The following is a 26,528-nucleotide window of genomic DNA, read 5'->3' as shown; positions in this document are numbered from 1 at the left end:
CTCATTGGATCGTATTTCCCGAAGGAGGATACTCCCATGTCGACCCGCCCGGAATCAGTCCTTTCTTCCGTTCACGGTCAACGTTTCCGCATGACGTTGTTCTCCGCATGCGCGCTGATGCTGTTGCTGCTTTCGACGGTGTTGTCCCCGCCTTTTCCGGTCCCCGGCATGGCGGCGGAAACCGCCGGGGGCAAAGGCGGAGTGGAGTTGCGCGTCGTGCGGATCACTCCATCGGGCGAAGACGTGCCCCCCGGCCGCCAGGTCGTATTCGAGTTCGATCGGGCCGTGGTTCCTCTGGGACGCATGGAACGCGACCCTTCGGAGATCCCCATCGGGTTTGAGCCCGCGCTGGCGTGCAAATGGAGATGGCTCAATCCGAAGACGCTGGCCTGCCAGTTGGACGAAAAGGCCGCGACGCTGCCTGCCACGCGCTACCTTTGCACCGTTCGGCCGGGGATCAGGGCGGAGGATGGCGCCACGTCGTCCGGGGAACTGACGCACACCTTCCTGACCGAACGACCGCGCGTGGTGGACGCCACGGTGAGGACCTGGCTCGCTCCGGGGACGCCTCAATTCGGCGTGCGCTTCAACCAGCCCGTTCGACTGGCCTCCGTAAAAGCGCACCTCTATTTTCGTTCCGAAAGCGGGGAGCGCATACCGGCTGTGGTTTCCGAAGAAACCGAAACCTATCGCTACACCAACTACAGGCGGGGCAGCGCCTGGATTCTCCGGCCCGGCAAAGACCTTGCCTCGGGAAAGGACTTCGACCTCATGGTCGAGCCGGGTCTGGCCGGCACGGACGGCCCGGAACCGGGTGTGGAGAAGAGAAAAATCGTGTCCTTTCAGACCTTTCCGCCGTTTCGCCTGATCGGCGTGAAGTGCAAGACTCTGGCCGGCAAGTCAGTGGTCGTTCGCCCCGAGGATCCTCCGGCGGGCAGGCCGCGGTGCAACCCGAACGAGGAAATTTCCCTCCTGTTCACGGCTCCGGTCTTGGCGGACAAGGCGCGCGACGGGCTGCGGTTCACACCGGCTCTTCCCCGGGGCGACGAAGACACGGACCCCTGGGACGCCACTTCCTCCTATTCGCGCCTGTCCGACCCGCACAAGAAGAACCAGGCCTACGACCTCCAACTCCCGTGGCTGAAGCCGTTTACCGACTACAGTCTCAAGGGGCGGCCGGGAGGCATTGCCGACGAATTCGGCCGGACGCTTGCCAAACCCGTCGACCTGCAGCTTTCCACCGACCACCGTCCGCCGGACTACGTGCTGTACAAGTCCATGCCCGTTCTCGAGAAGTATCTCGACACCGATGCGCCCGCTCTCACCACGAACATCAACCAGATCGACCTCTCCTATGAAACCCTGACGACCGAAGGGAAGACCGCGCGGCAAACGGCGGCCGTTCCCGTGAAAAAACCTCTCGATTCGACGGCGGCGGTTCCGCTGGGCATCCGCCGGATGCTGTCCGGGAAACCGGGCGTGGCGACGGGCCGGTTGAGCACCCAGCCGCCCGTGGGGGGCAAGGAGACGGGGGACAAGTGGTTCTTCGCGCAGGTTACTCCCTATTCGGTTCACGTCAAACTCGGACACCACAACACCCTGGTGTGGGTGACGGATCTCAAGACCGGCAAACCGGTCATGGGCGTGGACGTCCAAATCTACAAGGACGCCTACAAGGTCCTGACTTCATCCCCCCGGAGCCTCTCGCGAGGAAAGACGAAACCCGACGGCACGGTGGAGCTTGCCGGAACCGCCACGCTCGACCCGGACCTCAAGTTGAGCCATTCCTACAAATTCGATTCCCCTCACTTGTTCGTCCGGTGCGAGAAAGGCGAGGACCTGGCCGTGATGCCGCTGGTTCACGACTTCCGCGTCGACGCCGAAGGAGCCAATCACGACTACATTCCCAGCTATCAGCGCGTCCGCCACGGACACCTGCGGGCGTGGGGAGCGACGGCCCAGGGGATCTACAAGGCGGGCGACACGGTTCAATACAAAATCTACGTCAGGGATCAGGACAGCCACCGCTTTGCCCCGCCCCCGAAGGACCAGTACAGCCTGAAGGTGGTCGACCCCGTGGACAAGGTCGTCCATGAGCGTGAAGGGATCGTTCTGTCCGAGTTCGGGGCGTTCGACGGCGAGTTCGCGGTTCCGAAGACCGGGGCCGTCGGCTACTACCGGTTCGTGCTCAAACCCGCGTTCATCGAGGAGGACCTGGAGCCTCTGAAGGTTCTCGTAAGCGATTTCACGCCCGCGCCGTTTAAAGTCGAAACCGAGCTCAGCGGCAATCTCTTCGGGTCGGGAGATGCCGTCAAGGTTTCCACCCGTGCCCGGATGCACGCCGGAGGTCCCTACGCCGACGCGGATACCCGCATCATGGCCTATGTGCAGAGCCGGCCGTTCGAGCCGCAGAACCAGGCGGCGCGCGGCTATCAATTCGATGTCCAGGAGGGATCCGAGCATCATGCCCCTTCCACGGAGATGGTTCACCAGGCTCAGAAGAAGCTCGACAACGACGGGAACCTGGAGACGGAATTCAAGCTCGCCGAACTGGCCATTCTCTATGGCCGGCTGAACGTGGAGAGCGCGGTTCGTGACGACCGTGGAAAATTCGTTGCGAACAAAGCGGCCGCAACCTACTACGGCAGGGACAGGTACGTGGGCATGCTTCTGGACGGCTGGGTCTTGCAGGAAGGAAAACCGGCGAAGGCCGGGTTCCTGGTGGTGGACCAGAACGGAAGCCCGGTGACCGGAGTGCCCCTGCACATCAAGGTGGAATGGGAGCAGACGAAGGGTTCCCGAGTCAAGGGCGCCGGGAACGCCTACCGCACCGAGTACGTCACCGAGTGGGTTGAAACCGAAAGCCGGGACGCCGTATCCGCCTCCGCGCCCGGTCAGTTCGAGTTCACCCCGAAACGTTCCGGGGCGTACCGCATCACCGCTGCCATCAACGACACCCGGGGACGGCCGCACGAGACCAGCCTGCGCCGCTGGGCGACGGGAAAGGGCTACGTCCTGTGGGAATCGGTTCCGGGCAATCTGCTCAACGTGTCTCCCGAAAAGACGGAAGTCCGCGTCGGCGAGACTGCCCGCTTCCTTGTGCAGAATCCCTTTCCGGGAGCGCAGGCGCTGATCACCGTCGAGCGCTTCGGCGTGCTACAGAGCTGGGTGAAGACCCTGGCGAGAAGCACGGAAGTCGTCGAGATCCCGGTGCTTCCCGACTACCTGCCGGGTTTTTATCTTTCGGTCCTGGTGACCTCTCCCCGGGTGGACAAGCCGCTCAGCCCGGAAGGCGACGACCTGGGCAAACCGACCTTTCGCATGGGCTACGCGAAAATCGACGTCAAGGATCAGTACAAGGAAATCACCGTAAAGGCCAAACCGGAAAAGGAAGAGTACAAACCGGGAGACACCGTCACGGTGGAGCTCGAAGCGCGTCCGCGCAATCTCAGGCAGGGAGAGGCGGCGCCGCCCGTCGAACTGGCGGTGACGGTGCTCGACGAGGCGGTATTCGATCTCCTGATACAGGGCAGGAAAGCCTACGATCCTTACCTGGGGTTCTTCCAGGAAGTCGACGACCTGGACCTTGCCAACTACAGCCTGCTCATGCACCTGGTGGGCAGAGAAAAGCTGGAGAAGAAAGGGGCCAGCCCCGGCGGCGGAGGGGGATTCGATCTCGGGTTGAGATCGGTGTTCAAATTCGTGAGCTACTGGAATCCCTCGGTGCCGGTGGACGCTGAGGGCAAGGCCAGGATCCGGTTCAAGGTGCCGGACAACCTCACCGGCTGGAGGGTCCTTGCCATGGCGGTAACCCCGGACGACCGGATGGGACTCGGCGACACCACGTTCCGCGTGAACCAATCCACGGAGATAAGGCCCGCCCTTCCCAACCAGGTGATCGCGGGGGACGGCTTCGAAGCGGGCTTCACCGTCATGAACCGCACCGATGCGCCGCGCGTCATTGAAGTCTCCATCGAGGCGTCGGGACCGGTCGAGCTCAAGGATGGCGCTCCGCCGAAGATCGTCCTGCAGATCACGGCCGAGCCATTCCGGCGGCAGTCGGTCCGGTTGCCGCTCAAGACGACGGGACCGGGTGAGATCGTGTTCTCCGCCCGTGCCGGTGACGAACGCGACCGGGACGGGTTGAAACAGACCTTGAAGGTGCTTCCGCGCCAGTCCCGGGAGACGGTGGCCCTGTATGGATCGACCGAGGAAGGAGAGGTGAGCCGAAACGTCGCCTTCCCCGAAAACCTGCGTCCCGAAATGAGCCGGCTGGCCGTAACGCTTTCCCCGACCGCCCTCGCGGGGCTGGACGGGGCCTTCGCCTACATGAAGCAATACCCGTTCAGTTGCTGGGAACAGAAGCTGGCCGTCGGCGTGGCGGCAGCCCTCTACCCGCAGCTCAAGCCACACCTGGGCGAGTCCTTCTCGTGGGACGAGAGCGAAGCGCTCGTCGGGAAAACCATCGCTTTGGCGGTCGAATACCAGGCACCTAACGGAGGCATGACGTTCTACACGCCCAAGAACGAATACGTGAGCCCCTATCTGAGCGCCTTCACCGCCCTTGCCTTCAATTGGTTGAGGGAATCCGGCCATGAGATCCCCGGCGCGGTGGAAAAGAAGCTGCATGAGTACCTGCAGGGGTTGCTGCGCCGCAACGAAACCCCGGAATTCTATTCGCAGGCCATGGCGTCGACGGTTCGCGCGGCGGCGCTGGCGGTCCTGGCGGAAAGCGGGAAGCTCAAGGCGGAAGACCTCGACCGGTATCGTGACCGCGTCAAGGAAATGAGCCTGTTCGGAAAAGCCATGTATTTGCGCGCCCTGTTGCGGGTGCCGACGGCCCGGACGCCGCAGCGGGAGGTGCTCGAAGCCATCCTGGCCCATGCCGACGAGACCGGCGGGAAGCTCCTCTTCACCGAGACGCTCGATTCCGGGTTTCGCTGTTTCCTGGGATCGTCGATGCGCGACAACAGTGCCGTCTTGAGCACCTTCATCGCCTACCAGGCCGCCAATCCGGCGGCATCCGGCCTGGGCGACATGTCCGCGCGGCTCATGCGCGCCATCGTCGAGCAACGCAAAGGCCGCAACCACTGGCAGTCCACGCAGGACAACCTGTTTGCGATGAAGGCGCTGGCCGACTTCGCCCGTGTCTACGAAAAAGCGGATCCGGACATGAGTGTTTCGGCATTCCTGGATGCGACCCCCCTTGGAACCGCCGAGTTCAGGAAGAGCACCGATCCGCCCGCCCTGCTGGTCCGGCCGCTGGAGGCCGCCGATCCCGGGCGCAAGGCGGTGGTGAAACTGGAACGCAAAGGAACGGGGCGCCTCTATTACACTACCGCCCTGTCGTATACGCCTCGGGAGCCGAGCCGGGAGTCCGTGAACGCGGGCATCGAGGTCGGGCGGGAATACAGTGTCGAGCGCAACGGCTCGTGGGTGCTGCTGAAGAGCCCGATGGAGATCAAGACCGGAGAGCTGGTCCGCATCGACCTCTTCGTCTCGGTTCCCGCCGAGCGATTCTACGTGGTCGTCGAGGACCCGCTGCCGGGCGGCCTGGAACCGGTGGACCGCCAACTGGCCACGGCTTCGACGGTGGATGCGGCCAAGGGGGAGGCCGCCGTACCGGAGGGGTCCTTCCTGCGCCGGTACAGCGACTGGCTCGAGTATGGGGGCTCCCGGTGGAGCTTCTACCACAGGGAACTTCGGCACGAAGCGGCGCGGTTCTATTCCGAACGGCTCCCCGCGGGCAGGTATCACCTGTCCTACACGGCCCAGGCGATCGCTCCGGGAGAATTCGTCGCCCTGCCTGTCCGTGCCGAGGAAATGTACGATCCGGACGTCTTCGGCAAGGGGCTCCAGGAAACTCTCATCGTTCGACCGGGGGAGAAAACGGATTGATCCCGAGCCGTTCCGATTCGCGTTCGAGATCGCGCGGTCGGGGAGCCGCGGAAGGTGAGGCGGGGGGAATGAACCTCGCCCCTTCTGCGACTCGCGATCGTTGGGGCCGGCTTTATGACCGTCCGCCCGATGCGGCCGCCCTGAAGGCAGGCCGAGATCGGATCGTCGGCCCGTGGAAGACCGATGGGTAACCCGGTGGGTTCGAAAGCCATGACTTTAAAAGGGAGCGAAGTTTCCTCGAGGCGTTCCCGCCTTCTGGCGGGGTTGTTGGCCTGCCTTGCGCTCGGGGCGGCGGGGACGCTTCTGCTCGCCTGGAAAACCGTTCGCGATTTGCGTCCGCCGCCCGAAAGTCTCTCCCTCGGGGACGCCCCCGTGCGCAAAATGAAGATTCTCGACCGCAGCGGCATCCCGCTCTCGGTCACTTACATCAACCACTGGAATCTTCACGATGCCCTGCCCCTTCGGGACGTCCCGGAGCTTTTGAGGCAGGCGTTCATTACCTCTGAGGACAAGCGCTTCTTTGAGCATCACGGGGTGGACTGGCAGGCCCGGGGCCATGCCCTGTGGCAGAACGTGAAGGCGCTGAAAGCGGTGCGCGGCGCGAGCACGATCACCGAGCAAACGGTGCGGATGCTTCATCCGCGCCCTCGAACCCTCTGGTCCAGGTGGCTCGAAGGGATCGAGGCGTACCGGCTGGAACGACGTTTTTCCAAAGCCGAAATCCTCGAATTCTACCTCAACCAGGTTCCATACGCGCACCGAAGACGAGGGGTGGTCCAGGCCGCAAGGCTCTACTTCGACCGCGATCCGGATACTTTGAGCGTGCGGGAAATGCTGGCCCTCGCCGTCGTGGTGCGCGCTCCTTCGAGCTTTGATCTGCGCCGGGGGGGCCGGGGCGTGGATGGGGCCGTCAGGAGGCTGGCGGCGAACATGAAACGGCGCGGGACGCTCACCGAAGACCAGTACCGGAGCGCCGTGGAAGACCGCATCGAGCTGCGCGAAGCACGGCCTCCGGTGGACGCCACGCACTTCGTGCAGCATCTCCATCGCGCCGGGGCGGAAGGAGCCGCGTTCGGCAGCACCCTCGTCACCACCCTGGATGCGGCCCTCCAGGAGCGAGTTCGACACATACTCGGCAGTCGCCTGAGGGATCTGCGCTCGAGCGCCATCGGCAACGGTGCCGTGCTGGTGGTGGATCATCGGTCCGATGAAGTGCTGGCATGGGTGAACGGAGGCGCAATGGCCGAGGACGCCCCCGGTGCGTGGATCGACGGCGTCACCACGCCAAGGCAGCCGGGTTCCACCCTGAAACCCTTCCTCTATGCCCTGGCGCTCGAAATGGGCTGGACCCCCGCCACCCTCATTGACGACTCGCCCGTGGCGCAGGCCGTCGGATCGGGGCTCCACAACTTCCACAACTACAGCCGAACCTACTACGGGCCACTGCGGTTGCGGGAGGCGCTCGCCAATTCGTTGAACGTTCCCGCCATTCGCGCCATCCAGTTCACCGGGACGGAGCGGTTCCTCGGCCGGCTGCGCCTGCTCGGGTTTCAATCCCTGGCGCAACCGGCCGACTTTTACGGGCAGGGCCTGGCCCTGGGCGACGGGGAGGTGAGCCTGTTCGAGCTGGTTCGCGCCTACGCGGTTCTGGCTCGGCAGGGCGAGTACCGGCCACTGCGGACGACCCGGGCTCCCGTGACTGTGTCCGAGCCGCCGCGCCGCGTTTTCGCCGCGACCACGGCAGCCCTGATTGGAGACATCCTGTCCGATCCCCAGGCCCGGCGGCTGGAATTCGGCGACGGGAACCTGCTGCGGCTGCCCGTTCAGACGGCCGTGAAGACGGGGACGTCCACCGACCACAGGGACAGTTGGATCGTGGGGTTTTCAAGCCGATACACCGTCGGAGTCTGGATGGGAAATCTGGACCGCGGTCCGACCAAAGGCGTCACCGGCCTGGCGGGTCCCGGGCTGGTTTTGAGAGCGGTCTTCGCGGAGCTGAATCGATACGGCGACGCGGCTCCCCTTCCTCCGTGTCCGGGCCTGGCGATGGCGACCATATGCGCCGAGAGCGGGCTTCCGGCCGGACCGAACTGCCCCGGGTTGCAGGAGTGGTTCGAACCCGGGACGGTCCCCACCGGGGTGTGTTCCATCCACGAACGGCCGGGCCGACGCGATTCCGGCGGGGTCGTCGTCGAGGCGAACCGCTCCCGGGAGCTGCGCCTGCAGCAGCCGACGCCCGGGCTGCGGCTCGCCATGGATCCTCGTATTCCCGACGAGCTCGAAGCTTTTCCGTTCAAGGTTCCCGAGCGGCCGCCGCCCAGCCGCATCGAATGGCTGGTCGACGGAGAGGTGATCGGCGCAACGGGGCCCGGCGTGTGCCAATTCGCGTGGCCGCTCTCCAGGGGCGCTCATCTGGCGCGCGCCCGGGTGTGGCGCGCCGATGCGCCCGGAGCCGAGGAAACGCCTGAGGTGCGGTTCACCGTGGAGTGACGACGTCTCATTCCAGGTTGCGTTCAAGACCGTAATACGGTTGCGCGGGAGGGCTGTGAGGCCGGGTCGAATGCTTCCCATTTACTTCGGACAACGTCAAGGGTGGGCGCCGATAACTCTGTGTTCACGAACCGATACGTTTTCTTATCACATGCGATTCATGTTTGGATCGGCCACAGATCTAGGCCCCGTAAGGTTTTGAGCCCAAGCGATACGTTTCTGTATCGCCGATACGAAAATCTCTCCGGAAACCTCATTCTATAATACCCCATTATAATTGCGTTTTTTCACATTTCAAGGGCTGGCACGCCTCTTGCTCCATGTGCTGCCAGAGGCTTCCGCCGATTCCGTGTTTTTAAAACGGAACCTCCGGTCATCCGGGCATTGACGGATGGTCGTAGCGGTTGACGGTACGGAAGCGCTCGAAAACCTCACTTCCACGTGTGCCAGGAAGGGGAATCTGCCCGGCGATGAGTTGTCGGCGGATTCCCCTCTCCCTGCGCGCGATGGGATGCGGATGGAGGCGGGCGGATCAAAAGACAGACAGGGAACCCGGGATTGCCGGTCCGGACGGCTGGAGGTGGTTGCAGGGTCGTCGGTTTCCGGTGGAAACGGTTTCCACGTTTTTGAAGCCTCCGAGCCGTCGGGGGCATTTGAATGCAGGGGAGGTGATGAAGAATCGGGGTAGTTCCTGTGAATGTGGTGCTGACTTAAACAAACAATTGAGAATGAGGATGAATCATGGGTGTTAAACAAATCGACGCTGATGTTGTGATCGTAGGCGGTGGAAGCGCTGGAACGTTTGCGGCCATCAAGGCCAAGACCGCCAACCCCAAGGCCCGGGTCGTCGTCATGGACAAAGGCCCGATCGAGACCGCCGGGGCAATCGGCCGCGGCATGGACGCCTTGAACGTCGTCGCCGTTCCCGGTTACGGGACCCCCGAGGATGTTGTGGAGGCCTTGACGAAGGTATCGGAAGGCATCCTGGATCAGGAATGCGCTTATACCCTGGGCGCCGAAATCTACGACAGAATCAAGGACCTGGAAGAGTACACCGGTCGGGAACCGGGCGATCTCTTTCCGGTAGACGATAACGGCAATTACAAGTGCAACTATCTGCACCCCACGGAAAAGGCTCTCTACCTTGCGATGGACGGCGAGGAAATCAAGCGGGCCCTTGCGCGTGAAGTCAGGCGGCAGGGCTGCATCGTACTCGACCGCACTCCGGCGGTCCGGCTGTTCACCACCGACGGCAAGGTTTCCGGAATCTTCGGCTTCAACATCAGGACGGGAGAGCAATACCTGATCAAAACCCCGACGGTGGTGCTCACCTCCGGATGTGTCGGCAAGTTCGGGATGCCCCGCGACGGTTACCTGAGCGGCATCTACGAATTTCCGGGCAATACCGGTGAGGGTTATGCCATGGCCTATCACGCAGGGGCGGAACTGATCAACCTGGAGTGTTTCCAGACGAACCTGCTGATGAAGGACTTCAACGGCCCCTCCTGCGGTTACGTCGTGATTCCGCGCGGCGGATGCGGCGTCAACGCCCTGGGAGACAGGTACTGGACTCACGGTTACTGGTCCGGGGACATGTTCCTGGCCGTCTGGCGCGAATTCGCCGAAGGGCGTGGCCCCATCTACCTGAAACTCGACCATCTGCCCGAAGAGACCATCCAGGGTCTGGAGAAGATCCTGTGGGGTACGGAGCGCACGGTCCGCGGTCAGTTCCACAAGCAGCGCGATGAGAACTATCGCCGTTGGGATTCCGTTGAGCAGGGTCTGGAAGAGATCACCCTTTGCAGCGGTCACAGCATGTCCGGCATCCTGATCAACAAGAACACCGAGACGAGCGTACCGGGCCTTTACGCCGCGGGCGACTGCGCCGCGGTGCCTCATCAGTACCTGCCCGGAGCGTTCGTGTTCGGCGCCATTGCCGGCCGGATGGCAGCGGAATACGCGGCGAAGAACAAGGCTCCGAAGCTCGAAGTGGACGGCATGGGCGTCTGGAAGGAAATCAGAAAGCCCCTCGAGACCGCCGAGCCGGGAGTGCCCGTCGAGATGGTGGAAATCAAGATCCGCACCAAGGTCAGCCAGTATCTCACTCCGCCCAAGAGCGATCCCCTCATGCAGAAGATGCTGTGGTGGGTGGATCGTATGCGCAGGGAAGACGTTCCGCAGATCAAGGTCTGCGATTATCACGACCTCATCAAGGCCACCGAGGTGCAGAGCATCATCGACTGTGCCGAAATGGCCGCCAGGGCCTCCCTGTTCCGTACTGAGAGCCGCTGGGGACTTTCCCACTATCGCATGGCGTACCCCAAGGTCGATCCCAAGTGGGACGGCAAGTACGTCGTGGTGAAGAAGAACATGAACACCGGGGAGATGGAAGTTTCGGCCAAACCGGTTCCCGCATACAAGTGGAATTATCCCACCCGGCTCGAATACGAATATCCCAAGTTCAACCTGGACATTGGACCTGGCTTCAGCCATCCGCCCAATGACATGCACGATCCATGGATCTCGCAGAAACTCGGCGATGAAGGTTTGGCCGTACCCAAGAGAATGAGGTAGGAGGGCTGATAATGGAACGATACGACTGCAAGAAATACGAATGGGTGAAAGTGGATAGGACCAAGTGCGACGGCTGCGGCGACTGCGTGGCGTACTGTCCTCGTGATGTCCTGCGCATGGACAATCAGGGATACCCTTACATGGCCTACCGTGACGACTGCTGGTACTGCGACGTTTGCACGTTCATGTGCCAGTTGGACGCCATCCGGCTGGAGAGTGTTCCTTACCTGATCAAGTAGCTCGTAAAACCGTTCCGTCCGGCTCCCCCTGTGCAAACACGGGGGTGCCGGGCGGTGAGTGACATATGGCAGGAGGTAGGAGCCATGTCTGCGACCGTAGTCATTGAAGCCCTTTCCGCTCACTGCGCCGGCTGTGAAGTGGCCATTCTCGACCAGGGCGAGTTGCTGCTCGATATCCTGGAGAGGATTTCGATCGTCCACGCGCCCATTTTAATGGACAGTAAGTATCGCGACCCTGCGGGGGATTCTGATGTCGTCAGCATTCCCCGGGCCGACGTAGGGATTGTCTCCGGAGGTATCCGCACGGAGCACGGCCTGGCCGTGGCCAAGGCCGTTCGGGAGAGTTGCGACATCCTCATCGCCAATGGTTCCTGCGCTTGCATGGGGGGAATACCGTCCCTCGCCAACCTGGTTCCTCCCGACGTGTTGAAGCAGGGCGTTCCGAACCTGGAACACGGGGTGGAGGACGGCGATTTCGAACTGCCTCCCTTGACCGCCAGGGTGGCAGCCATCAACGAGGTGGTGCCGGTGGATATTTTTCTGCCCGGCTGCCCACCGCCCACGCACCTGTTTGCCGCCGCTCTGCAGGCCGTTCTTGAAGGCAGGAGTTTCGATCTGCCGGAGGACACCGTTTGCAACGAATGTTCCAAGACAAAGGAGAAGCGAACGGTTTTCGCCGACAACGGCCTCCAGTTTCCCGAAATGCTGAGGCCGCTGGAGACGCCGCCGCTGGATAAACGCTGCCTGATCGAGCAGGGGTTCTTTTGCATGGGAGCGGCCACTCGGAGCGGCTGCGGAGCTCGCTGTACGCAGGTCAACATGCCCTGCCGGGGTTGCATGGGGCCGAAACGGATCGGAGAGAACCCGCGGGCTGAAATGCTGGGTGCGCTTTCCGTTTACAACTATGCCTTGAGGGATGTTCACGACCGGCGAGCGGCCTTCAACTGGTTCACGGGTGGGCACAGCAACCTGCGACCGGTCCGCTAAGGAGATTGGCAGTATGGGAAAGAAGCTTGTCATCGAGCCAGTAACGAGGGTAGAGGGTCATGCAAGGGTCACCATCGTGCTCGAGGATTCCGGAAAGGTCAAGGATGCGCGGGTGCAGGTGATCGAGATGCGGGGGTTCGAGAAGTTCTGTGTGGGCCGCCCCGTCGAAGAAATGCCGCGCATTGTCACGGCAATCTGCGGTATTTGCCCGTGGGCGCACCACATGGCTTCATCGAAAGCAGCGGATGCCCTTTTCGGCGTCCAAATACCGGAAACGGCGCGCAAGATCAGGGAGGCCGCTTATTCCGCCCACATCGTGCACAGCCACCTGTTGCACTTTTTCTTCCTGGCCGCGCCGGATTTTCTCAGCGACCCCGGTGCGGATTTCGGGGTTCGAAACATCATCGGACTGGCCGCCAGGAATCCGGACCTGGTCAGGAGAGCGGTGCGGGCCCGGCACATGGCCCAGGAGATGACGGGGATCATTGCCGCCAACGCAACGCGTCCCGACGCAGTGGTGCCGGGCGGTTTCAGCAGGGCCATGAGCGAGGAGCAGAGGCAGGAACTCTTGCCCATGGCTCGGGAGGTCCTCGAATTCACGCGGTTCGCGGTTGACTTTGCCAAGGAAAAGGTTTTTATCCCCCAATGGCCTCAGGTCAAGGAGGAGCCTTCCCTGGCGACGGGTTTTCTCGGCACGGTCGACGCGAATGGAGGTCTGAATTTCTACGATGGCAGGCTGAGGCTGAAGCAACCCGGCGACAACGGAAACTACAAGGAGTTCGAGCCTAAAGACTACAGGGACTTCATCGAAGAACAGGCAATGGATTGGAGTTACGTGAAATTCCCCTTCGTCAGATCGGCGGGGCGCCTTTCGCTCGACCCCGAGGATCCGGTTGGGGTATACCGCTCCAACTCGCTGGCGCGCATCAATGTGTGCGACCACATCACCACGCCCCTTGCGCAACAGGAACTGCTCGAATTCCGCGAGACGGTGGGAAGGCTGCCTCAGCATTCGTTCCTGCAGCACTGGGCCAGGTTGATAGAAGCTTTGTACAATTCGGAACGCGCCGTGGAGCTGCTGAGCGATCCCGAAATCACGAATCCCAATGTGCGCGAGACCGTAACACCCGTGGCCGGAAGAGGCGTCGGCGTGGTGGAAGCCCCCCGGGGCGCGCTCATCCATGACTACGAGGCGGACGACAAGGGGTTCATCACCAAGGTCAACCTGATTGTCGCCACGACGCACAACAGCGCGGCGATGAACATCGACGTGCTCATGGCCGCGCGGCGAATCCTGGATGGCGGTCGATCCGACGAGGAAGCGCTCAACAAGGTTGAAATGGTCATTCGGGCATACGATCCCTGTTTCAGCTGCTCCACCCATGTGCTGGGCGGCGCGCTGCCCGTGAAGCTGCAGTTTCGCGACACTCGCGGGCAGGTCATACGAACGATTCAAAACTGAGGGAAGAGATGTATCGTCAGATCCGGGGTGCGGAGGTCATGGTCATCGGTTGCGGTAACGTCCTGTTTGGCGACGACGGCTTTGGCCCCGCGGTGATTGAGCGACTGCAGACCGGGTACCGGTTGCCCGACGGGATGGTAGCCGTCGACGCGGGAACCGCCGCGGGTGAGCTGCTGCTGGACGCGCTTCTTGGTGACGAAGCGCCCCGGACCCTGATCATTGTCGATGCGATGGATCTCGGCCTCAGTCCTGGAACGGTTGAAGAGATTCCCCTGGAAGCCATCCCTGAGAACAAACGGGCGGACTTCAGCGTGCACCAGTTTCCCGCTGTCGACTTCCTGAGAGAGCTCAAGGAACGCAAGGGCATTTCCTTGCGGCTTCTGGGGTGCCAGGTGGAATCGGTGCCCGGGGAGATTTGCCCGGGCCTGTCCGTCTGCGTTGCCCGATCCGTTGGGGAAACGGCGGAAGATATCTACCAAATGGTCTGCAAGGAGGTCGGAATCCAACACTCGACGATCTGACGCATCTCCGGACGCTGCTTGTGAGCGGCGTTTTTCGTGCGGGTAATCGAACTGCTTTTGTTGCATTTCCATTGGATGTGCCTGTGGAAACAGTCAAAGGAGATTGTTGATGAGCGAAGAAAAAAAGATCCAAAAAACGATAGATGACAGCCGGAGAGCATTTCTAAAATATTCTGGAATGGGATTTGCCTTTTCCACGGTGATGGGCATGATTCCCGGGAATCCCATAACGGGTTCGCTGGGCTGGAAGGCGTTTGCCCAGTCCGAAAAGAAAGTATCGGACGAGCTGATGGAAATTGCGGCCAAGTATGGAAAGCCCACCGGAAAGTACGGGAAGATCGGAGAGCCCGTTACGTTGACCGTGGGCTATCAGCCTTACTGCACCCCTTACTGGACTTCCTCCATCAACAAACAGGCCCAGCTCTGGAAGAAATATCTTCCCCAGGGAAGCAACGTCGTCTGGTTCAGATCGCTTTCGGGGCCTCTTATCAACAACAACATGTATGCGGGCAAGAACCAGTTTGGGTACATGGCTGAAACGCCGGCCATGAGGAGCGGCGACACGGTGCCGTGCGACCTCATATCCGTCACGGGCTACGACGTCGGCGAAGCCGGGGCAATCTGCATCGATCAGAAATTGCTCGAGGAGGGGAAATTCAAAGAGGCCAAGGACCTGGCAGGGAAGAACGTGGGGACCCCCGTGGGGTCGTTCTCGCACAGGCAGATACTCGCATGGTCCGAGCAGACGGGAGTGAAGACAAACATCCTGGACCAGTCGACGGAGCTCCAGATCACGAACCTCAGGGCGCAGAACATCACCGCCGCAGTCACCTGGGAGCCTTATCCCAGCTGGCTCGAACAACGCGGGATCGCCAAGCGGTGGTTGACGGGTCAGGACATGGCCTGCACCTGCAAGAAGTACAACCCCGAAGCTGTGGATCACACGTACAGGGTGGTGGGAAGCCTTCTGGCAATTCACGAATGGCTCAGGGACCGCCCCGATATCATGGTGGCATTTCTCAAGGCAGAGGAAGAATCCCGAGATATGCTCATGAATGACCGGGACCTTGCCGCGTACTACATTTCCACCGACATTTCCGAGATTCATCCCGCGGTGACCCGGGTGGTTCTGGACATGATGGTCTGGGACGGAAGGATCACTCCGGAATGCCGCAAGCACCTCAAGGCCGTGGCGCGGATGTGGAAGGAAATCGACATCATCCGCAGCGCCCGGACGAAAGATCCGGATAAATTCGTCGACGAGTGGGCCGATGACAGGTATTTGCGCCTGGCCATCAAGGAGCTCAAGGCCCAGGGGCAATGGACCTCCGAGCAGTTGCCGGGGTTTCCGAAAGAGGCTCGACCGGATCAAATCAAGCCGCATACCTGGAAAACCTATGAAAAGATTGAATTGAAAGAGAAACCGTGGAACGCAAGTAAAGCCTGATTCGTCGCGGCAGGTACAAAGTCCCACGCGCTTTCGGGAAAGGTGCGGGCGTGCCGCTCCCTGGGGGGGGACCGGCACGCCCCGCACTCATACCGCAAGAATAGTTTTTCCAGGCAGGGCGTATTCCAACGCTGAGGAGTAACAGGGCATGTCCAACTCGCCACAGGATCGGCAAAGCAAGGAAAATATCGTTACGAGCCACATGCGGGCGTCCGTCAAGGCTCGTTACGAAGAGGTCTATTTGAAACGGAGCCAGGAGCAGAAGAGACTGAAAAGAAGCCAGGTGATCACCGGTATTCTGGGCGGCGTAGCCTTTGTGATCTTCTGGCACATCTGCTCCCAGACGATCATGTCGAAACTTCCCAGCCCGTGGGACACTTTGGTCCAGTCCATCAAGACGGTCATGGACCCGTGGTATTACAAGAGCGTCTACCACAGCTTGTTTCGTGTCCTCCTGGGTTTCTGCACCGCGTCCGCGATAGCCATCCCACTTGGGCTCACCATGGGGTGGAACCGCATTGTGCGGGACCTGACAATGCCCGGGTTCGAACTCTTCCGGTCCGTCCCGCCCGTTGCCTGGGTTCCGCTTTCGATCATCATCTTTGCCCAGATGGAATACAGCATCGTGTTCATTACGTTTACGGGCGCCTTCTTCGTGGTGGCCCTGAACGCAAAGCTCGGAGCCGAGTCCATAGATCAGTCCCTGTTCAGGGCGGCGTGGTGTCTTGGCGCCAATCCACGCCAGGTTTTTCGCCACATCCTCCTGCCCGGTTCCCTTCCCTCGATCTTCATGGGGCTTGCCCTCGGCATGGGGATCGCGTGGCAGACAGTGGTTGCGGCCGAAATGATCGCCGGGCAGTACGGGCTCGGGTACCTTGCGTGGGAGAGCTACAGTCTCATACGGTTCCCGGAAGTGATCCTGGCCATGGCCAGTATCGGGGTGCTGGGATACGTCTGCAGCGCCATCCTTCGTGGAATTGCGAACAAGTACCTGGCGTGGCGGAAAGTCTACACGGCTTAGATTCCGCAAACTCCGAACATGACTCTCACTCAGGGGTGACAAATAATGGCAAAGGCAACAGAAGGCAACGTCGTAGCCAAGCATGTGAGCCTGGTGTACGACCCGCTGGGAGTGAACGTGCTCGCCGTGGCCGATTGCAGCTTCGAGATCGAAGCGGGATCCTTTCTGGCCATCGTCGGACCCTCGGGCTGTGGGAAGACCACGTTGCTCAACATGATCGCGGGCTTCGACACTCCCACCGAGGGCGAAATATGGGTAGATGGGGCCTGTGTCGCCTCTCCCTCGATCCGTCTCACTCCCGGGCCCGACAGGGTCGTGGTCTTTCAGCACGGGGCGCTGTTCCCGTGGAGGACCGTTCTTGAAAACGTGTGCTGGGGACCGGTGATGCAGGGGACCATGTCTCGGGATGAGGCTGTCGAGAAGGGAAAGGAAATATTGAAAATCGCGGGTCTCGAAGGCTGCGAAAACGAATATCCCATGAACATCTCCTCCGGGATGCAGAGACGGGTCGAGATTGTCCGGGCACTGGTCAACGAACCCAAAATACTGCTCCTGGACGAACCCTTCCGGGCACTCGACGCCATGACCAAGTCGGTCATGCATCAGTACCTTCTCGATCTGTTCGATGCCACCGGCAAGACCATCATGTTCATCACTCACGACCTCGATGAGGCCATTTTCCTGGCGGACAGGGTCTTTGTGATGACAACGAGGCCCGGGCGTCTCAAGCAGATGATCGAGGTGGATCTTCCCCGGCCGCGGAATTTGAAGACCAAGGTGACCGACAGGTTTATCCAACTCCGGAACGAGGCCCTCGACGCCGTTCACGAGGAGGCTCAAAAGGCTTTCGAGCGGGGCGAGCGTGAAATGGCCAAGTAGAACCGATCGTCGGGGCATCCAATGGAACCAACGGAAAGTGAGGGGGCCGAAGTGGCACAGGAAACCACAATAAGAATCGAATCCGAACAAGAAGCCTTGGGGGCCGGTAAAGCGGCTGACAACGGCGGGCAGGTGGACTGGAGCAACAGGATCGGGGCGTACAGGGAGTATTCCGCCCTTGAAAAGTTCCTGCGGCGCAGCGTCCGTGGTATGTTCAATTACTCGAACCTTCGAAAGATACTGTCTCTTGTCATCATTGTCATCCTCTGGCAGTTGGTCACCACGTACAAAATCCCTCCCTTCACGCGGGTTCCTTCCCCGAACGAGGTCTGGAAGGAAGCGGTCGCCTTTATTCCCAGCACGCACTGTCTCATGTGCGTGATCTTCAGCATGGGGCGAATCTACCTCGGGTTCATGATCGCGTGCCTGATCGGCATCCCCCTGGGTTTGATGATGGGGTGGAATCGCACCTTCAAGAATTTCACGTTTCCCACCTTTGAAAGCTTGAGACCGATTCCGGTGATTTCCTGGATACCCCTGTCCGTGATCATGTTTCCGCTCACCGAGCACAGCATCGTTTTCCTGGTGTTCCTCGGGGCGTTCTACCCCATCGTTCTGAACACGCTCCTGGGGGTGGAAAGCGTTCGCGCGGACTACATCCAGGGTGCCCTGTCCCTGGGGTCCAAACCGCGTCACATCTTTTTCGACATCATTCTGCCCGGCGCGCTGCCCTCGATCTTCACGGGAATGACCGTGGGGATGGGCCTGGCGTGGGTCATGGTGGTCGCCGCGGAAATGGTGGCCGGCGGCTACGGGCTGGGGTACATGACGTGGGAGTCGTACATTCTGATCGCCTATCCCCGAATCATCCTCGGGATGTTCATCATCGGGGCCTGTGGGTATCTTTCCAGCACTGTTCTGAGGTATCTCGCCACCAAAGCCATGCCGTGGCGAAGCCTTTTCTAAGGAGGACCAATGAGTTTACCCGCACTTAACACGGTGACAGGGGTTGAACCCGGTGAGATGGAGATGAGGGGTGTCTATTACTCCTTCGGCGAAGGGAAGGAAGTCCTGGACAATGTGTCCTTCAAGGTTGAAAAGGGGTCTTTTACCTGCTTCTGCGGTCCTTCCGGGTGCGGCAAGACGTCCATCATCAATCTGCTGGCCGGTTACACCGTGCCGGACATGGGGGAGTGCCTCATCGACGGCGTGCCCGTCAGCGGTCCGGGGGCGGACAGACTCGTCGTGTTTCAGGAAACCGCGTTGCTGCCGTGGATGACGCTCTGGGAGAATACCCTCTATGGTCCGAAGGTCCAGGGGAAGGACTTGATGGGCGAGGTTGCCGACAGGGCCGAGGAACTCATCAACATGGTGGGCCTCACCGGGTTCGAGGAAAAATACCCAAGCCAGCTCTCCGGCGGCATGCAGCGGCGCGCCGAATTGATCCGCGCGCTGATCAATCAACCCAAAGTCCTGCTGATGGATGAGCCCTTTCGCGGCCTGGACGCCATGACGCGCTCCATCATGCAGGAATACATCATCAAGCTGTTCGAACACTCGGGGACCACGATTCTGTTCGTTACCGCGGAACTGGAAGAGGCGATCTTCGTGGGGGACGTGGCCTATTTTCTTACCGTCGCGCCCGCGACCGTGAAGAAAAGGATGGTCATCGACCTGCCTCGCCCGCGCAAATTCGAACATCTCACGACGTCGAATTTCGTCGAGTTGCAGCGCGAAGCCATCGAAACGGTGGATGAAGAAGCTCAGAAGGCGTTCTCCGCTTTTGTCAAGGCCAAGGAGAAACGGACAAAATAGAACCGTGCAAGGGAGGCAACGGGATGGGATACGCTGACGTTTACAGAAGAAGCCGCAAACCCTGGAAAAGAATTCTTAGGGGCAGCGTTTACGCCGCGATTTTCGGTGTGCTGCTTTATTTCTCACTGCAACTGCTGGGCGCACAGTCGGGGTTGATGGTGGGAGGCGCCATGCCGGGCAGAGACACCACCACCGCGGCTCCCGGGAAGTGATTTCCATGAAGATGCGCAGGACGCGGATGCCGCGCGTGCTCGCCGCGTGGGTGGCGTTGCTGTTCTTGACCGTTATCTTCGTGGCCGGGCCGACGGGATTCCGCTGGGGATACTGGGTGTACGGCCTTGTCTGGGGGGTTGCCACAACTGCCATTCACTATCTGTTCCGGGGGTTCTTTGAGGAAGATGTTGAAGTCTGACAAGAAAGACATGGAACAGGGAGCCAACCTCCTGGACACTGTCCTTGAATTGGTCCAGGCCGGGATCGTGGTGATCGACAGCCAGGCCAGGATTGTCCGGATCAATGCGGTCGCCGAAATCCTCTTCGGCCTCAGTGGAGAGGAGATCGTCGGGGAGCCGTTGTCTGCAACCCTGGTCGATTCCGCTCTTGCCGACGTGCTGAAAACCGGCCAACCCTTGGGCCCCGTGTCCGAACATCGCAATGGGCGGCACTTGCTCGCCAGACATCACCCGGTGATGGACGAGGGCGGGAAAGTGAGCGGGGCCCTGGGGGTCTACGTCGACATCACCAGGGACGGCCGGGTAAAGCAGCAGCTGATGGAGGCGCGGCAAAAGGAGAAGGAGCTCGAAGCGCTGCTCGACCACTCCCACGATGGGGTCTGGATTATGGACGGCAAGGGCGTCACCCTTCGAGTGAGCAAATCGTGGGAGGATTTTTCCGGGATTAAGCGGGAGGAAGTCATCGGCCGCACGGTGTACGATCTTGTGGCCGACGGCATCTATACCGACTCCGCCGCCATCCACGTCATCGAAAAAAGAGAACCGGTCACCATCATGTATACGACCAGGACCATGAAAGTCGCCCTGGTCACGGCCAACCCCGTTTTTGGCGCCGATGGAAGGATCTGGCGCATAATATCCAATGTCCGCGACATCACCGAGCTGAACCGGTACAGGACGGAGCTGGAAAAAAGCGAGGCCAGCAGCCGCCGTTTCAGGGACGAACTCAAACTCCTGCGCCAGCAACAATCCGACGACAACGGCATTATCGCCCGCAGCCGGGCGATGAAACAGGTACTGGAGGCGGCGGCGCAAACCGCCGCTTCGGAAGCGACGATCCTGATCTCGGGTGAAACCGGGGTCGGCAAAGACGTCCTGGTCCGTTACATCCACGGCATGAGCGGCGGTAACGGCACGTTGATCAGGGTGAACTGCGGGGCGATCCCGGAAGCCCTGATGGAATCGGAGCTTTTCGGGTACGAGGAGGGGTCGTTCACCGGGGCGCGCGCAAAAGGCAAACCCGGGCTGTTTGAGCTTGCCCAAGGGGGCACGCTGTTCCTGGACGAGGTGGGGGAGCTGCCGGTCGCGATGCAGGCCAAGCTCCTGCACGTTCTTCAGGATCGCACCATCATGCGGGTTGGAGGGGTGCTGCCCATCACTCTGAACGTGAGAGTCATCGCCGCAACCAACCGGGACTTGAAAGCCATGGCCGAAGAAGGACAATTTCGCCAGGACCTCTACTATCGGCTGAATGTCATTCCTTTGCACATTCCGCCTTTGCGCGACCGACCCGATGATATTATCCCGCTTGTCATGCATTTCCTGGAAAAGCATAACAAGAGACATAAGACCTGCAAGACCGTCGGCTCTCGTGCCCTGGAACTGCTCAAGGAATATGTCTGGCCCGGCAACATACGCGAGCTGGAGAATACCATCGAGCGGCTGGTCCTGACATGCCCGAAGGATATGATCGATGTTCAGAACCTGCATGCACTCATCGACAAAGAAGACGTTCCGCCTCTGAAGGAACTGTGTTTTTCCCTGAACGCTTCCCTCAAGGACGCCAGGGAAGAAGTGGAGAAATCCATGATCGACTGGGCGCTGAAGCGCTTCGGCAGCACTCGCAAAGCCGCCGCGGCCCTGGGGGTGACCCAGCCGACGGTCGTAAGGCTCGCCCGCAAGTTTGCGCTCAACAAATCGGGCATTCGATTGCCGGACGAATAGAGGCGGCATTGACGGTTGCACAATGGAAGAAGACGTTCGAGTATTTCTTGAGCTTTCATAAAGGAGAAACAGCCATGGTTACAGCGCAGTTGGCGGAGGAGCCCACACGTACCAACGATGAGGCCGCGGCGGAGAACAGGAGCCTCTTGGAAAAACACGGCGTGGTGTTGCTGAACCTCATCGGCGAGCCCGGAGCAGGGAAGACGGCCATTTTGGAAAAGATTCTGCCCTTCCTGAAAAGCAGACTGAGTGTCGGGGTGATCGGGGCGGACATCCAGGCCGGCCAGATCGAGAAAATCGCGGCATTGGGAGTGGACGCGGTTCGGATTGAAAGCGAAGGAAGTCCCGGCCTGGACGCTTCCATGGTCAACAAGGCCTTGCGGCAATTACCCCTCGGCAACCTCGATCTCGTGGTCGTGGACAATGTCGGCAGCCTGGTTTTCCCTGCCGAAATCGATCTCGGCGGCGATTTGAAGATCGTGGTGACCAGTGTCATCGAGAGCATGGATACGCCGGCCAGATACCCCAATGTCTTCAAGCATGCCGCGGTGGTTTTGATCAGCAAAATAGACCTCTTGCCGTACGAAGAATACAGTTTGGGTCTCTATATCGAACAACTGGTCGCAGCCAACGAGAGCCTCAAGATATTTCCCGTCTCGGCCCTGAAGGGTGAAGGCATTGAGGAGTTCAGCGTTGCCCTCGGCAGGATGGTCTGGAAAAGAAGAAGACATCTGCCGACCTGAGATGGTCAAGACCCATCGTGATGATTGTATGGAGGCCGGGCAATGCCGGCCTCCCGATGCAGCCGAAAGCGTTCGCGCTCAAGGAGGAGCCTGTGTACCGAATGATTGTCGCAATTTCGCTGGTCCTTGTCTTGACCGGTTTTGCCGGCTCTGCCGGCTCGGTCTCCATTATCCGCTATCAGGGCTCTCCGGCTATAGCCAAGTTCATTGAAGTCGCCAATGTTGCCTACGGGAAGGCCTATTTTACCTCCAACGTGCTGACGAAAAGCAAAGGGGGCGAGGAGTGCGTTTTCAACGGCAGTTGCGACATCGGCGGGGTTGCGAATGAGCTCAAGCCCGGCATTTCGGAAAAAGGGGGAAAGGCTGTACTGATCGGAAAGGACGGCGTCGTGGTCATCATCCACAAGGATAACCCGGTGGAGACGCTTTCCCTGGAGCAACTCAGAGCGGTTTTTTCAGGGAAGGTGAAGAACTGGAAGGAACTGGGAGGGTTTGATGAACCGATTCAGCCGCTCGCCACGGCGCCCTTTTCGGCAACGCATGAGCTTTTCAAGAGAATCGTGATGGAACATGCCGATCTCAACGCGAAGGTCATGGAACCGGACCCCACCATACTGCTCTACGTCGCAAGGAACAGGGGGGCCATCGGGCTCACGAGTTTCTTTCTGGTCGACAAGCCCCGGGGGGTCAAGGCGGTGAAGCCCGATGGGAAGGAGGCGAGTGTTTCGAATGCCGCATACCCGCTCTTGAGGCCTTTGTACCTCATCACGAAAGAACCTCCTCGAGAGGATGTGAAGAAATTCATCGACTGGGCGGTTTCGAAGGAAGGGCAGTCTTACCTGAAATGCTGTTTCCACGGGATAGAGTAGTCCGTCCCTCTCCAGCCCATGTGGGGGCGCGGCGAGCAGTGATTCATGGCAACCCGGAGAGTGAATTCCTCTCCATCCCACGTGTGGGCGCCGCGGACGTCCCTCGGGGGAAAAAGGATGCGGGCAGCCTGCCTCAGGATGCGGGCGAGGATTGAAAGCCTGGAGGAAAACGGGCCATGGCGGAGGCAATGCCTTGCCATGGCCCGTTTTGTATCGTTTCGGACCGGAGCGGATTCAGCCCGACAAAAACTTATCGCTCCCCGGGGTGCCCCGCAAGAGGTTCCGGACCGACCCCTGGACCGGCCGGCATGAACAACCCGTCGAGGGAGCGCCGCCGCTGTCGGGTCATATCACGTTCACGACAGGCAGGACCGCGGGAGTGAGAAAACCGCGATCGGGACCGGATGCGCCGCCGGTCGGTCCATCCCCCCCTCCCCCTCGCTGCTCCACGCTATTTCACGGCGGAGCAATCGACCTCGACGTTCTTCGTGCCGATGCCGAACAGGGTGGTCGGCCCGTATTTGTTGCCGCCCAGGTGTTTCTGATCGAACGACAGGTCGGTCAAGCGACACGAACCGTCATTGCGCTTGAGAACGGTATTGGTGTTGATCTCTCTTTTCACGATGTTGCCGAACGCATCGCGGATGATCCTCCAGTCGGCTTCCACGATGATCACCTTGACCGGGGTTTCGTTTTTCCACCCTCTCGCCTTGATCGCGTCAATCATCTGGGCTTCGAGGGCAGGGTCCTTTTTCAGCGCCTGGGGGATCGATCCGCCTCCCGCTTTCTCTCCGGCCTGCTTCTTGAGCGTGAAAGACCCTTCGGCATACTTCGCTTCACATCCCGCCTTGCCGGCCCAGAATTCGAATCGTACGTCATGCTGCCCCGCGGGCAGTTCGTTTGCAATCTTCGTCCAGACTGCGGGGAACTTCTGATTGATCCTGTCGCCCTCATCGCCGGGAGCGAGGTTCGGGGTGACCTGGCAGGTCGTCCAGTTGCTTTCGAACCTCTGTTCGTGGACGAATCCCTTGTCCTGTTTGTCGACGAACAACTTCAAAAGATACCGTCCTTCGGCGTTGTCGCAGTTGGGCTTCTTCGATTCCCGCGACAACAGGAGCAGCGTATTGTTGAGGAACACCCTGCCGTAGATCGGGTCGGACGTGTTGAAGACGGTTTCGTACTTTATGCTGTCCTGCACATCCATCTTGATGCGTTGCTTGGCCCAGAGGATTTTCCCGACGTTCTGTTTGTGAGTTTGGCTTGTGAATCCCTGTCCGCCTTGAGCAAAAGCACTGGAAGCCACGAAAAGCATCATCAACGTCAGCGCGATCATTTTCCTCATGATGTGATTCCTTTCCGGATGGATCCTGTTTGAGTGAATCGAAACCGTCTTCCTGCCACGTTCTCCCGTACTCTCTTCTTCTCGCCCGAATTTGAGCAAGCCTCCGAAGATTTCCCCGTCAAGCCGACATCATTTGACGGGAAAGGCGACCCGCTCACCCGCACTCCCGCAAAAGCGCGCGCCTCCCGAAATATACCCGATGCCCGCGCGCGCGTATCGCCCTGCCCGCAGCCTGAGAGCCGGTGCTCAATCTTTACTTCGAAATAACTATGAATTTTACCTTTGGAGACTCTTGGTTACCATATCCCCAACCCGGGGTCAAACCTACACTTTTCACTTTTAACAGTTACTCATGGTGCTGTGTGGATTCCCGCGGCGAATCGCGCAGCACCGCGTGCACGAGCATGTGGTCGCGGTACCGGGGAAAGAACGGAGAGCGCCCGAACCGGTTCAAGTACGGCATCCGTTCTTCGTAGAACCGCCGGGCTTCGGCCTGGGTCGGGCCGTCGGAGACTTCGTAGTCGAACGCCACGGATACGGGATCGCGGTCGGTTCGATCCAGTACCCGGGTGATGTGAAAGCGCTCGGGGGTTTCGAGCATGTCGGCGCCTTCGAGCAGGATGAAGCGGGACTTAGACAACGCATCGATGCTGTCCCGGTGCGCTTCCAGGAAACGCATCGTGTCTTCCCGTTCCTGCCGGGTTTCCGAAGGGAAACCGAACATGACGAAAACCAGGTTCCGGATGCCGGCGCGGCGGGCATCTTCCAGGACCCGGCCCATGCGGTCCGCGCGAGTCCCCTTACGCATCAGGTCGAGCACCCTCTGGTTTCCGGATTCCACTCCCCACATCACAACCCTGGCCCCGGAAGCATGCAGCCGCCCGAGCAGCGCCGCGTCAAAGCGCGCCGTCGGTTTCGCGTAGGCCGCGTAACGGATGTCGAGCCCCGCTTCGAGGATTTTCCGGGCAAGACGGCTGAAGCGATGCGGATGGATCATTTCGTCCACCAGGCTGAACAGGACCGCTCCGTGCCGCCGGCTCAGCTCTGCAAGCCGCGAGACGGTGTATTCGGGGGGCTCTTCGCGGTAGGCCAGGTAGGTCTTCCGGTGCGTGCAAAACGCGCATCTTCTCCAGAAGCATCCCCGCGACGAAAGATACGGCAGGATGGGCATCGGGGACAGGTACGCCGCCGGGTTGCAGTCATCGAAATCGGGCAGGGGCAGCTCTTCGAGCTTCTCGATCCTGCGCGGACCGTTTCGCCGGACCCGTCCCGCATCGGAGTAAACCAGGCCGGGGACATGCGCCGGGTCGCAGCCGCCCGCTCCGGCGAGTGCGTCGATGCCCGTTTCTCCTTCGCCGACGATGAGCCCGTCGATGAAGCGTCCGAAAGGGATGCCGGCGCGGGTTTCGCCCACGGGGACCACGGTCCGGTCGGCGAGCAGGACCTCGGGGCGGGGCATGACCGAGAGCGTGGCCCCGCCGAAAACGATCGTCGCGTCGTCTTCCTTCAGGTACCGGGCGAGGATCGCGGCGAAGTACACCTGCTGGCTGAAGAGGATGGAAAATCCCGCCAGCCGCGGACGAAACCGTTTCACCGGGCGGATCAGCTCGCGGAAATATTCGTCGGCGAGGGGAGGGACCCGCAGGCTGGCGAGGAGCTTCCGGGCGAAGCTGTCGAAGAGGCCGTTGAGCACGGTTTCGAAGCTGCTGAAAAATCCGGCGTGCTCATCGTAGTCCGGCAGGGACGCGAACGCATCCAGCCCCTTTTCCCCCCGCAGAAAGCGGAAGGTGTCGGCCACGCGCTCGGCGGAGGATGCGTGGTCCATCTTCCGGAGGCTCATCTTCAGCCGCCCTTCCCGCATCCAGCGCAAGGCCTGTTCGTAGTGGGCGAGGTTGAGGTCGAACACCCTGACGGAACGCGACGGATCGCGCGAGAGCAGGAATGCCTTGAGGGCGGCCGCGCCGAGCGGAGGGCCGGTGGGGTGTATCGCGGGCGGAAACACGAGGGCGATACGCCGGTCTTCGGTTTCTTCCTTTGTATTCATCGTCCTCGGGCGGTGCCGGC

The 26,528-nt window shown here is 60.6% G+C and carries 19 protein-coding genes; 17 read left to right on the top strand and 2 right to left on the bottom strand.

All coding sequences use genetic code 11. The annotated features are described in order from the left end of the window. The first annotated feature begins 90 nt into the window (after positions 1-90). The 17 genes from SFUM_RS11530 to SFUM_RS11445 all read left to right on the top strand — a co-directional run bounded on the left by SFUM_RS11530 (position 91) and on the right by SFUM_RS11445 (position 23,122). Positions 91-5,898, top strand: a complete 5,808-nt coding sequence (locus tag SFUM_RS11530) for an alpha-2-macroglobulin family protein (protein ID WP_041442457.1) — start codon at positions 91-93, stop codon at positions 5,896-5,898. Positions 5,899-6,081: 183 nt separating this feature from the next. Continuing rightward, positions 6,082-8,388, top strand: a complete 2,307-nt coding sequence (locus SFUM_RS11525; protein ID WP_208597060.1) for a transglycosylase domain-containing protein — start codon at positions 6,082-6,084, stop codon at positions 8,386-8,388. Positions 8,389-9,129: 741 nt separating this feature from the next. Further along, entirely contained in the window at positions 9,130-10,962 is a 1,833-nt protein-coding gene (locus SFUM_RS11515) for a fumarate reductase/succinate dehydrogenase flavoprotein subunit (protein ID WP_011699075.1), read from the top strand. An 11-nt stretch (positions 10,963-10,973) separates the two neighbouring features. Next, the gene (locus SFUM_RS11510; RefSeq protein ID WP_011699074.1) at positions 10,974-11,201 is read left to right on the top strand and encodes a 4Fe-4S dicluster domain-containing protein; all 228 of its coding nucleotides are present in this window, start codon (positions 10,974-10,976) and stop codon (positions 11,199-11,201) included. Positions 11,202-11,285: 84 nt separating this feature from the next. Next, entirely contained in the window at positions 11,286-12,188 is a 903-nt protein-coding gene (locus tag SFUM_RS11505; protein WP_011699073.1) for an NADH-quinone oxidoreductase subunit B family protein, read from the top strand. Positions 12,189-12,201: 13 nt separating this feature from the next. After that, positions 12,202-13,650 (top strand): Ni/Fe hydrogenase subunit alpha, encoded by a 1,449-nt coding sequence (locus tag SFUM_RS11500; protein ID WP_011699072.1) that lies wholly within the window; start codon positions 12,202-12,204, stop codon positions 13,648-13,650. A gap of 8 nt (positions 13,651-13,658) precedes the next feature. Beyond that, entirely contained in the window at positions 13,659-14,171 is a 513-nt protein-coding gene (locus SFUM_RS11495; RefSeq protein ID WP_011699071.1) for a hydrogenase maturation protease, read from the top strand. A gap of 109 nt (positions 14,172-14,280) precedes the next feature. After that, positions 14,281-15,618, top strand: a complete 1,338-nt coding sequence (locus tag SFUM_RS11490; protein WP_011699070.1) for an ABC transporter substrate-binding protein — start codon at positions 14,281-14,283, stop codon at positions 15,616-15,618. Positions 15,619-15,766: 148 nt separating this feature from the next. Further along, positions 15,767-16,639: an ABC transporter permease gene (locus tag SFUM_RS11485; protein ID WP_011699069.1), complete on the top strand. Its 873-nt coding sequence runs from the start codon at positions 15,767-15,769 to the stop codon at positions 16,637-16,639. 45 nt (positions 16,640-16,684) lie between these two features. Further along, positions 16,685-17,518: an ABC transporter ATP-binding protein gene (locus SFUM_RS11480; RefSeq protein ID WP_011699068.1), complete on the top strand. Its 834-nt coding sequence runs from the start codon at positions 16,685-16,687 to the stop codon at positions 17,516-17,518. Between the two features lie 21 nt (positions 17,519-17,539). Continuing rightward, positions 17,540-18,484: an ABC transporter permease gene (locus SFUM_RS11475; RefSeq protein ID WP_011699067.1), complete on the top strand. Its 945-nt coding sequence runs from the start codon at positions 17,540-17,542 to the stop codon at positions 18,482-18,484. 9 nt (positions 18,485-18,493) lie between these two features. Continuing rightward, complete coding sequence (locus SFUM_RS11470) at positions 18,494-19,333, top strand: ABC transporter ATP-binding protein (protein ID WP_011699066.1); 840 nt, start codon at positions 18,494-18,496, stop codon at positions 19,331-19,333. Positions 19,334-19,356: 23 nt separating this feature from the next. Continuing rightward, on the top strand, positions 19,357-19,545 hold the full coding sequence (locus SFUM_RS11465) for a hypothetical protein (protein WP_041440361.1): 189 nt from the start codon (positions 19,357-19,359) through the stop codon (positions 19,543-19,545). Between the two features lie 5 nt (positions 19,546-19,550). Then, positions 19,551-19,745, top strand: coding sequence for a hypothetical protein (locus tag SFUM_RS11460; RefSeq protein WP_041440360.1), 195 nt, complete (start codon positions 19,551-19,553; stop codon positions 19,743-19,745). Further along, positions 19,732-21,510: a sigma 54-interacting transcriptional regulator gene (locus tag SFUM_RS11455; protein WP_011699065.1), complete on the top strand. Its 1,779-nt coding sequence runs from the start codon at positions 19,732-19,734 to the stop codon at positions 21,508-21,510. The genes SFUM_RS11460 and SFUM_RS11455 overlap by 14 nt, the downstream gene beginning before the upstream one ends. Positions 21,511-21,584: 74 nt before the next feature. After that, positions 21,585-22,253 carry a hydrogenase nickel incorporation protein HypB gene (hypB, locus tag SFUM_RS11450; RefSeq protein ID WP_011699064.1) on the top strand — a complete coding sequence of 223 codons (669 nt, stop codon included), beginning with the start codon at positions 21,585-21,587 and terminating at the stop codon, positions 22,251-22,253. A 101-nt stretch (positions 22,254-22,354) separates the two neighbouring features. Continuing rightward, positions 22,355-23,122 (top strand): phosphate ABC transporter substrate-binding protein, encoded by a 768-nt coding sequence (locus SFUM_RS11445; protein WP_011699063.1) that lies wholly within the window; start codon positions 22,355-22,357, stop codon positions 23,120-23,122. 451 nt (positions 23,123-23,573) lie between these two features. Here SFUM_RS11445 and SFUM_RS11440 read toward each other — a convergent pair whose 3' ends face one another. Continuing rightward, the gene (locus SFUM_RS11440) at positions 23,574-24,464 is read right to left on the bottom strand and encodes a hypothetical protein (protein WP_011699062.1); all 891 of its coding nucleotides are present in this window, start codon (positions 24,462-24,464) and stop codon (positions 23,574-23,576) included. 346 nt (positions 24,465-24,810) lie between these two features. Next, positions 24,811-26,508 carry a B12-binding domain-containing radical SAM protein gene (locus tag SFUM_RS11435; protein ID WP_011699061.1) on the bottom strand — a complete coding sequence of 566 codons (1,698 nt, stop codon included), beginning with the start codon at positions 26,506-26,508 and terminating at the stop codon, positions 24,811-24,813. Positions 26,509-26,528 lie beyond the last annotated feature (20 nt).

It is taken from the genome of Syntrophobacter fumaroxidans MPOB (genome assembly GCF_000014965.1).
Classification (GTDB): Bacteria; Desulfobacterota; Syntrophobacteria; order Syntrophobacterales; family Syntrophobacteraceae; genus Syntrophobacter; species Syntrophobacter fumaroxidans.
The sequence above is the reverse complement of the archived record's forward strand: the minus strand, read 5'-3'. Positions and strand labels throughout refer to the sequence as shown.

What these genes read in the sequence shown, in the direction of transcription:
- SFUM_RS11530 (WP_041442457.1), top strand. Translation starts at nt 91, where the DNA reads ATGACGTTGTTCTCCGCATGCGCGCTGATGCTGTTGCTGCTTTCGACG.
- SFUM_RS11525 (WP_208597060.1), top strand. Translation starts at nt 6,082, where the DNA reads ATGGGTAACCCGGTGGGTTCGAAAGCCATGACTTTAAAAGGGAGCGAA.
- SFUM_RS11515 (WP_011699075.1), top strand. Translation starts at nt 9,130, where the DNA reads ATGGGTGTTAAACAAATCGACGCTGATGTTGTGATCGTAGGCGGTGGA.
- SFUM_RS11510 (WP_011699074.1), top strand. Translation starts at nt 10,974, where the DNA reads ATGGAACGATACGACTGCAAGAAATACGAATGGGTGAAAGTGGATAGG.
- SFUM_RS11505 (WP_011699073.1), top strand. Translation starts at nt 11,286, where the DNA reads ATGTCTGCGACCGTAGTCATTGAAGCCCTTTCCGCTCACTGCGCCGGC.
- SFUM_RS11500 (WP_011699072.1), top strand. Translation starts at nt 12,202, where the DNA reads ATGGGAAAGAAGCTTGTCATCGAGCCAGTAACGAGGGTAGAGGGTCAT.
- SFUM_RS11495 (WP_011699071.1), top strand. Translation starts at nt 13,659, where the DNA reads ATGTATCGTCAGATCCGGGGTGCGGAGGTCATGGTCATCGGTTGCGGT.
- SFUM_RS11490 (WP_011699070.1), top strand. Translation starts at nt 14,281, where the DNA reads ATGAGCGAAGAAAAAAAGATCCAAAAAACGATAGATGACAGCCGGAGA.
- SFUM_RS11485 (WP_011699069.1), top strand. Translation starts at nt 15,767, where the DNA reads ATGTCCAACTCGCCACAGGATCGGCAAAGCAAGGAAAATATCGTTACG.
- SFUM_RS11480 (WP_011699068.1), top strand. Translation starts at nt 16,685, where the DNA reads ATGGCAAAGGCAACAGAAGGCAACGTCGTAGCCAAGCATGTGAGCCTG.
- SFUM_RS11475 (WP_011699067.1), top strand. Translation starts at nt 17,540, where the DNA reads ATGGAACCAACGGAAAGTGAGGGGGCCGAAGTGGCACAGGAAACCACA.
- SFUM_RS11470 (WP_011699066.1), top strand. Translation starts at nt 18,494, where the DNA reads ATGAGTTTACCCGCACTTAACACGGTGACAGGGGTTGAACCCGGTGAG.
- SFUM_RS11465 (WP_041440361.1), top strand. Translation starts at nt 19,357, where the DNA reads ATGGGATACGCTGACGTTTACAGAAGAAGCCGCAAACCCTGGAAAAGA.
- SFUM_RS11460 (WP_041440360.1), top strand. Translation starts at nt 19,551, where the DNA reads ATGAAGATGCGCAGGACGCGGATGCCGCGCGTGCTCGCCGCGTGGGTG.
- SFUM_RS11455 (WP_011699065.1), top strand. Translation starts at nt 19,732, where the DNA reads ATGTTGAAGTCTGACAAGAAAGACATGGAACAGGGAGCCAACCTCCTG.
- hypB (WP_011699064.1), top strand. Translation starts at nt 21,585, where the DNA reads ATGGTTACAGCGCAGTTGGCGGAGGAGCCCACACGTACCAACGATGAG.
- SFUM_RS11445 (WP_011699063.1), top strand. Translation starts at nt 22,355, where the DNA reads ATGATTGTCGCAATTTCGCTGGTCCTTGTCTTGACCGGTTTTGCCGGC.
- SFUM_RS11440 (WP_011699062.1), bottom strand. Translation starts at nt 24,464, where the DNA reads ATGAGGAAAATGATCGCGCTGACGTTGATGATGCTTTTCGTGGCTTCC.
- SFUM_RS11435 (WP_011699061.1), bottom strand. Translation starts at nt 26,508, where the DNA reads ATGAATACAAAGGAAGAAACCGAAGACCGGCGTATCGCCCTCGTGTTT.